Annotated in this window: 7 protein-coding genes; 1 reads left to right on the top strand and 6 read right to left on the bottom strand. The window is 68.8% G+C overall.

Features of this window, described 5'->3' with window-relative positions:
* Window positions 1–313 precede the first annotated feature (313 nt).
* From QM569_RS04375 to QM569_RS04350, 6 genes are read right to left on the bottom strand one after another with little or no spacing between them, the layout of a single operon-like run.
* Complete coding sequence (locus tag QM569_RS04375; protein ID WP_414986004.1) at window positions 314–1,765, bottom strand: aldehyde dehydrogenase; 1,452 nt, start codon at window positions 1,763–1,765, stop codon at window positions 314–316.
* 23 nt (window positions 1,766–1,788) lie between these two features.
* A complete protein-coding gene (locus QM569_RS04370; protein WP_414986003.1) occupies window positions 1,789–2,502 on the bottom strand; it encodes an ABC transporter ATP-binding protein in 714 nt (237 codons plus the stop codon).
* Window positions 2,499–3,242, bottom strand: coding sequence for an ABC transporter ATP-binding protein (locus tag QM569_RS04365; protein ID WP_414986002.1), 744 nt, complete (start codon window positions 3,240–3,242; stop codon window positions 2,499–2,501). The genes QM569_RS04370 and QM569_RS04365 overlap by 4 nt, the downstream gene beginning before the upstream one ends.
* The gene (locus QM569_RS04360; RefSeq protein WP_414986001.1) at window positions 3,235–4,155 is read right to left on the bottom strand and encodes a branched-chain amino acid ABC transporter permease; all 921 of its coding nucleotides are present in this window, start codon (window positions 4,153–4,155) and stop codon (window positions 3,235–3,237) included. The genes QM569_RS04365 and QM569_RS04360 overlap by 8 nt, the downstream gene beginning before the upstream one ends.
* Window positions 4,152–5,030, bottom strand: a complete 879-nt coding sequence (locus QM569_RS04355) for a branched-chain amino acid ABC transporter permease (RefSeq protein WP_414986000.1) — start codon at window positions 5,028–5,030, stop codon at window positions 4,152–4,154. The genes QM569_RS04360 and QM569_RS04355 overlap by 4 nt, the downstream gene beginning before the upstream one ends.
* A 4-nt stretch (window positions 5,031–5,034) precedes the next feature.
* Window positions 5,035–6,231: an amino acid ABC transporter substrate-binding protein gene (locus tag QM569_RS04350; protein ID WP_414985999.1), complete on the bottom strand. Its 1,197-nt coding sequence runs from the start codon at window positions 6,229–6,231 to the stop codon at window positions 5,035–5,037.
* 178 nt (window positions 6,232–6,409) lie between these two features.
* Here QM569_RS04350 and QM569_RS04345 point away from each other — a divergent pair, with 178 nt between their 5' ends.
* The gene (locus tag QM569_RS04345) at window positions 6,410–7,354 is read left to right on the top strand and encodes a helix-turn-helix domain-containing protein (RefSeq protein WP_414985998.1); all 945 of its coding nucleotides are present in this window, start codon (window positions 6,410–6,412) and stop codon (window positions 7,352–7,354) included.
* Window positions 7,355–7,468 lie beyond the last annotated feature (114 nt).

The following is a 7,468-nucleotide window of genomic DNA, read 5'->3' as shown; positions in this document are numbered from 1 at the left end:
GGGTGTGCATGCGCGTCGCAGCGCGCATGCTTCGTGGTCTGACTCGCCGGGGTTGTTTGAACGTAGCGCTGCAAGCGCGAAGTGAGTTCCACGGCGACACCCCGTGACCGAGCATCGCAGGTTGCCCGTAGCGCAGCGAAGGGACACGGACAGTAGGGTCGCGTTTCTTTTGGGTACTTTTCTTTGGCGAGACAAAGAAAAGTACCTCGCCCGCCGGGGCGAAATCCCGGCCCCTGCCCTCAACCAACGCAAATCATCAAAAAATATAGCTGCAAGCGCTTGCTACATAAGCGCTAGAAGGCATTTTCATTCACTAAAAAGGATAGTGCCGCGGCGCCGTCTGCACTGTGATCCAGCGCAGCTCCGTGAACTCCCGCACCCCCGCCATACCGCCAAAGCGCCCATAGCCCGAGTTCTTGACGCCGCCAAACGGCATCTGCCCCTCGTCATGCACCGTGGGGCCGTTGACGTGGCAAATGCCCGATTCGATGCGCGCGGCCACGTTCCACGCCCGCGCCACGTCCCGCCCGAACACGGCAGCCGACAGCCCGAACTCGTTGTCGTTGGCGCAGGCAATCGCTTCTTCCACCCCGTGTACGCGCACGATGGCCTTGACCGGCGCGAAGGATTCCTCGCGGTAGATCAGCATCTCGGGCGTCACGTGGTCGAGCACCGTGGCGGCCATCAGCGTGCTGTCGCTTTGGCCGCCGCACACCAGCGTGGCGCCTTTCGCCACCGCGTCGTCGATGAGCGCGTTGCAGCGCTGCACGGTCGCCATGTCCACCACCGAGCCCAGCACCACCGGGCCCTTGCGCGGGTCGCCCAGGGGCAGGGCCTGGGCGCGCTCGGCGAATTGGCGCACGAACGCGTCGGCCACCTTGTCGTCCACGATGATGCGCTCGGTGGACATGCAGATCTGCCCCGAGTTGGCGAAGGCGCCGAACACGGCGCCTGCCACTGCTGCGTCCACGTCCGCATCGTCCAGCACCACGAACGGGGCCTTGCCGCCCAGCTCCAGCACCACGGGCTTGAGGTACCTGGCGCAGGTCTGCGCCACGATGCGGCCCACCTTGGTGGAGCCGGTGAAGTTCACGCGCCGCACCGCCGGGTGGGCCACGATGGCCTCCACCACGGCGCCCGCGTCCTGCGGCGCGTTGGTGACGAAGTTCACCACGCCGGGCGGCAGGCCCGCGTCTTGCAGCGCCTCGATGATGAGGCCGTGCGTGGCGGGGCACAGCTCGGAGCCTTTCAGGATGACCGTGTTGCCGCAGGCCAGCGGCGTGGCGACGGCGCGCACGCCCAGGATGACGGGCGCGTTCCACGGCGCGATGCCCAGCACCACGCCCGCGGGCTGGCGCACGCCCATGGCCAGGCTGCCGGGCACGTCGGACGGGATCACCTCGCCCGCGATCTGCGTGGTGAGCGCGGCGGCCTCCTGCAGCAGCCCGGCGGCCAGGTGGACGTTGAAGCCCGCCCACAGGCCCGAGGCCCCCGTCTCGGCGGCCATGGCGGCGGCGAAGGCGTCCGCCTTGGCTTCGAGCGCGTGGGCGGCCTTTTGCAGCAGGGCGCGGCGGGCGTTGGGACCCAGGGCCGCCCAGGCGGGCAGGGCCTTGGCGGCGGCATCGGCGGCGGCCACGGCATCGGCCACGGCGGCGGCGGGGGCTGTGGTGGCGACGGTGCCGTCCAGCGGGTTGCGGCGCATGAAGGTGGCGCCGCCCGTGGCCTGCACGCGCTGGCCGTCGATCAGCATGGAAATGGCGGTCATTGAGAAGTCTCCTTGGATGAAGGTCAGGCGACGCCCAGGTAAGCCTGGCGCACCACGTCGGATTGAAGAAGGGTGGATGCAGGGCCCGACGCCGCTATGCGGCCCCGCTCCAGCACGTAGCCCTGCTGCGCGATCTGCAGCGCCTTGCGCACGTTCTGCTCCACCATGAGCACGGTCACGCCCTGCGCGGCGATGCGCTGCACGATGGCGAGCAGCTCGTCCACCATGCGCGGCGCGAGGCCCAGCGAGGGCTCGTCCAGCATCAAGAGGCGCGGGCCGCTCATCAGCGCGCGGGCCACGGCCACCATCTGCTGCTCGCCGCCGCTCATGGTGCCGGCCAGTTGCTGGGCGCGCTCCTTCAGGCGCGGGAAGTCCTCGAAAGCCTGGGCGATGCGCTCGGCACGCACGCGCGCGGGCACCAGCCAGCCGCCCAGCTCCAGGTTCTCGGTGACGGTCATCTGGGGGAACAACTGGCGGCCTTCCGCGACGAGGGCCAGGCCGCGCTGCACACAGGCCGTGGCGTTCATGGCGGGCACGTCCTGGCCGTCCAGCGTGACGGTGCCGGTGCGCGGCAGCAGCCCGGCCAGGGCCTTGAGCAGCGTGGTCTTGCCCGCGCCGTTGGGGCCGACGATCACGGTGATGCCGGGCGCCGCCTGCAGCGTCAAATCCTGCAGCACCTGAAAGCCGTGGTAGCCCGCCGCCAGGCCGCTGACGTGTAAGTGTGCGCCGCCGCTCATGCCGTGGGCTCCATTTCATCGCCCAGGTAGGCTTCGATCACCTGCGGGTCGCGCACCACCTCGGCGGGCGTGCCGTCGGCGATCTTGCGGCCCTGGTGCAGCACCAGCACGCGCTCCACGTACTGCAGCAGGGTCTTCACGGCGTGCTCGATCCACACAACAGTCAGCCCCCAGTCGTCCCGCAGGCGGCGGATGCGCTGGGCCATCGCGTCCACCTCGGCCTCGGTCAGCCCGGCAGCCACTTCGTCGAGCAGCAGCAGGCGCGGGCGCGTGCCCAGGGCCATGCCGATCTCCAGCAGGCGCTGCTGCGAGGGCGTCACGTCGGCGGCGGGGCGGTCGGCCAGGGCGGCCAGGCCCAGCATGGCGAGGATTTCGTCCACGCTGCGCAGCCCTTGCGGTCCCGTGCGGTGGCGGCCCGCGAACTGCATGCCGAAGTACACGTTGTCGCGCACCGTCATGTCAGGGAACACGCGCGGCGTCTGGAAGGTGCGCGCGATGCCGTGGGCCGCGTAGCGGTGCGGGCCTTGGCCGGTCAGGTCGTCCGCGCCGCAGCGCAGCGTGCCCGCCGTGGGCGGCTGCACGCCCGAGATGGCGTTGAAGAACGTGGTCTTGCCCGCGCCGTTGGGGCCGATGATGCCGACCAGCTCACCCGTGTGCAGCGTGGCGCTCACGCCGTCCACGGCGGTGAGGCCGCCAAAGCGCACGGTCACGCCCTCGATGGTAAGGAGCGGTTCAGCCATGACTGGCCCCCTTCCTCTGCCACAGCGTCGCGAGGCCGTTGGGCAGGTACATCACGCACAAAATCAGCAGCACGCCCAGCACCATCATGTAGCCGTAGGGCAGTTGCAGCCGCAGCGTCTCGGCCAGCAGGCTGAAAACGATGGCCGCCAGGATCGGCCCACCCAGGCTGGCCGCGCCGCCGATCAGCGCGATCAGCACCGTCTGGAAGCCGATGAAGGGGCTGAACACCGCCGCGGGCTCGATGTACGTCCAGCGCACGGCCATGGCCGCGCCGACAGCGCCCGCAAAGGCGGCGGTGAGGCCGAAGCCCGCGATCTTGGCCAGGCGCGTGTCCACGCCCAGGGTCTGCGCGCGCTGCTCGTCGGCGCCGATGCCCGCCAGCGCCAGGCCGAAGCGGCTGCGCTTCACGCCAATGGCCGTGGCGACGGCGGCGGCGGCGATCAGCAGCACCGTGAGGTAAACCGTCTCGTTGCTCGGCACTTCCATCAGCACGCGGCCCACGGTGCCCGAGACCTGCTTTTCGACAAAGGTCACGGCGTGGCGGATCAGCTCCGTCATGCCGAAGGTCAGCACCGCAAAGTAGGTGCCGCGCAGGTGCAGCACCGCCGCGCCCATGACTGCGGCCACCACGGTGGCGATGAGCGCGCCCGCCAGGATGACCAGCGGCCAGGGCAGCACCCCGAGCAGCGTGGCGCTGGCATAGGCCCCGATGCCGAAGAAGGCCGAGGTGGCGAGCGACAGGTAGCGCGTGGCGCCGCAGAACAGCGACCAGCTCGTGGCGAGGGCGATGTACATCAGGCAACTGAGCAGCACCGAGGCCGCGAACTCGGACACCAGCCAGGGCAGGGTGGCGGCCACCGCCACGCCTGCGGCCAGCGCCAGCCAGGGTTTGTTGGAGGGGAGCGTCTTCATTTTTTGGAGAACAAACCGTTGGGCCGCCAGATGAGCACGCCGATGAACACGGCATAACTGAGCAGCATCTTCAGGGACGGGCTGCTGAAGTGCATGCCCAGCGCCTCGACCACGCCCAGCAGCAGCCCGCCCGCGAGGCTGCCCGCCAGGCTGCCGAAGCCGCCCAGCGTGATGACGATGAGCGCGGTGACGGTGTAGGGCTCGCCCATGGAGGGCGAAATCTCATACGTCATCGACAGCAGCGCGCCCGCCACGCCCGAGAGGCCCAGGCCAATGCCGAACATCATGGGGTGCAGCCTGCGCGTGTTGATGCCCACGAGCTGCGCGCCGATGGGCGACTGCATGAGCGCCCGCACCGCCTTGCCCAGCAGCGTGAGCTTGAGCAGAGCGATCAGCGCCGCCGACAGCGCCAGCGCCACGCCGAACAGCACCAGCTTGTTCGCGGTAAAGCGCATGCCCGCCACCTGCACCGGGTCGGCCAGGTATTCATAGCCGCGCAGGTCGCCGCCCCAGACCAGCAGGGCGGTGTTCTGCACGAAGAACATCAGGCCAAAACCCACCATCAGGCTGCGCGCCTCGAACACGTCCACATTCGGCGCGCGCGCCGCCAGCCGCTTGAAGCACAGCGCATGCACCGCCACGCCCAGCGCGAACAGCACCGCGAAGGCCACGGGCATGAGCAGCAACGGCGAGACGCCCCAGGCCGTGTGCGCCCACCAGGTGAGGAAGGCGCCGAGCATCAAAAACTCGCCATGCGAGATGTTCATGATGCGCATCAGCCCGTACTGCAGGTTCAAGCCCATGGCGACCAGCGCGTAGATGCCGCCGGTGATGAGGCCGCTGGCGACCAGCTCGGCCCAGGAAGTCAAAGACACGTCGTTATTTCCAGGCGGGCTTGTTCGGGTTCAGTTGGGCGGTGGCGCGGTCCTTGGGCCACACCACCTCGAAGTCGCTGCCCTGCCACTGGCTCACCGTGCCGGGGATGGACGCGTTCTCGCTGCCCGCAAAGCGGATGCCGCCCAGGATGGTCTTGAACTCGTTCTTGGCGATGTGCTCGCGCAGCGCCTTGCGGTCCAGCCCCACCTTGTCCACGGCCTGCTGCAATATCTCCAGCCCCGCCCAGGCGTGGCCGCTGGCCCAGCGGTCGGGTTCCTTGTTGAACTTCTTCACGTGTGCGTCGAAGTACGCCTTGGCTTGGGGGCTGGTCTTCACGTTCCACGACCCCATGCCGATCACGCCCTCGGTGTTGGCGGCCATCACGTTCTTGTAGAGCTGGAACGCCGTGCCCACCGAGGCGTAGAAGAACCGGGGGTTCAGCCCCACCTCGCGCGCCTGGCGGCTGGCCAGGATGGTGTCGGGCGGGTAGGTGATGCCGATGAAGGCGTCGGGGTTCTGGTCCTTGATGCCGCGCAGCACGGGCGCCAGGTCCTTCACGCCCAGCGGGTAGCTCTTGCGCTCCACCACCTGGATGCTGGTTTTTTTCAGCGCGTTGTTCAGCGCCGCGAAGTTCTCCAAGCCGAACAGGTCGTCCATATAGACGATGGCGACGGTCTTGACGTTGTTCGCCACCAGCATGTCCACCAGCGCGCCCATCATCTTGTCGGGCTGCTGCAGCAGCGAGAAGAAGTAGGGCAGGTTCATGTCGATGAGCTTGCGCGACAGGGCGGTGGGCGCCAGCAGCGGGTAGCCGTGGCGGTTGGCCAGCGGCGCGATGGCGAAGTTGGCGCCCGAGCCCCAGGGCGGCAGGATCAGGTCCACCTTGTCGCTGCCCATGAGCTTTTCGTAGGTGCGCACGCAGGTCTCGGTCTCGCTGCGGTCGTCGTAGCCTATGAGTTCGATGGGGCGCTTGGTGCCCTTCACGCTCAGGCCGCCCGCCGCGTTCACCTGCTCGGCCCAGAGCAGGTAGTTGGGCTCCTGGCTCACCTGGGCGCCCGCCGCCCAGGGGCCCGTGCGGGCGATGGCGTAGCCGATGCGCACGGGGCTGCCCTGCGCCCACAGGCGCGGCGCGGCGGCCAGCGCGCCCAGGGCGGCGGCCCCTTTGATGAGTTGGCGCTTGGAATGCTGGTGCGTTGTCATGTCGTTGTCTCCTTGGATGGCGGTGGACTATCGTAGAAAGACGCGGCACGGCCCGCTGCGCCCAGCGTGAACAAAACGCTTGCCTCTGCGTGCATGGGGCAGCGGGTTTACCCGGATTTCCTCGGGAGACAACGGAATAGCCCGCGTCCGATAATCCCCGGCACTGGAGACGACACCCATGGCCCATTCCCTGACCGAGGTATCGACCGACGCCGTGCCCCCGCGCGACCGCCTGCACCTGTGGGGCGACGCCGTGTGGCGGCTCATCGGCGGGCTGGAGTCGGACGCCTTCGGCGACGAGGCCTTCGCGGGCCACATCACCTCAGGCCGGGCGGGCTACGTCAACCTGTGCCAGCTCGACGTGAGCCGCCACCGCGTGGTGCGCACCCCCAGCCTGATCCGGGGCAGCGACCGGGCCTACATCAAGGTGGTGGCGCAGCTCGAAGGGCGCGCCTGCTTCGAGCAGAACGGACGGCACGTGTGGCTATCGCCGGGCGAGTGGAGCGTCTATGACACCACGCGCGCCTACGCCGTCAGCAACCCCGTGAGCGTGCGCCAGATGGTGCTGATGATCCCCAAGGAGCAACTGCCCGAGCGCAAGCTCAAGCTCGACGACCTGATGGTGCAGCGCTTTTCGGGCACCACGGGCGTATCGCGCCTGGCCTGGGACACCATGCGCGCCGCGTTCTCCGAGCTGCCCACCATGTCCGACGCGGCGGCCGACGGCGTGGCCGACGTGATCACGCACCTGGTGCAGCTGTCACTGCTGGAGCGCAACGGCCAGCACAGCGCCCTGTCGCAGCGCGAGGCGCTGCGCGACCGCATCCTGCAGTACATCGACCGCCACCTGGGCGACCCGGGCCTCACCATCGACCGCATCGCCCAGGCGCTGAACTGCAGCAAACGCCACCTGTACAACGCGGTGGCCGACGACGAAGACACGCTGGCGGCCATGATCCAGCGCCGCCGCCTGGACGCCTGCCTGCGCGAGCTGCGCGGCAGCACGCGCTCGGTCACCGACATCGCCCTGTCCTGGGGCTTTTGCAACAGCGCCCACTTCAGCCGCGTGTTCCGTGCGCACGTTGGCTGCAGCCCGAGCGAATACCGCCAGCGGTCGCATTAGGGCGACGCTGAATAAGTCGCCGCGATGGCGCATGCCCTGGTTCGGGATGGACTGCTAGGCGCAAAGCGCAGCCATAGCCGCCAGTACCGAAGCCGCCGTTGCATGCGCTATGCC

This window comes from Acidovorax sp. (assembly GCF_047607405.1).
GTDB lineage: Bacteria > Pseudomonadota > Gammaproteobacteria > Burkholderiales > Burkholderiaceae_C > Acidovorax.
Note: the sequence above shows the minus strand (reverse complement) of the source record. Positions and strands in the feature narration are given on the sequence as shown.

Bases quoted from the DNA above. Each gene is read 5' to 3' on its own strand.
- QM569_RS04375 (WP_414986004.1), bottom strand. From the start codon at position 1,765: ATGACCGCCATTTCCATGCTGATCGACGGCCAGCGCGTGCAGGCCACG.
- QM569_RS04370 (WP_414986003.1), bottom strand. From the start codon at position 2,502: ATGAGCGGCGGCGCACACTTACACGTCAGCGGCCTGGCGGCGGGCTAC.
- QM569_RS04365 (WP_414986002.1), bottom strand. From the start codon at position 3,242: ATGGCTGAACCGCTCCTTACCATCGAGGGCGTGACCGTGCGCTTTGGC.
- QM569_RS04360 (WP_414986001.1), bottom strand. From the start codon at position 4,155: ATGAAGACGCTCCCCTCCAACAAACCCTGGCTGGCGCTGGCCGCAGGC.
- QM569_RS04350 (WP_414985999.1), bottom strand. From the start codon at position 6,231: ATGACAACGCACCAGCATTCCAAGCGCCAACTCATCAAAGGGGCCGCC.
- QM569_RS04345 (WP_414985998.1), top strand. From the start codon at position 6,410: ATGGCCCATTCCCTGACCGAGGTATCGACCGACGCCGTGCCCCCGCGC.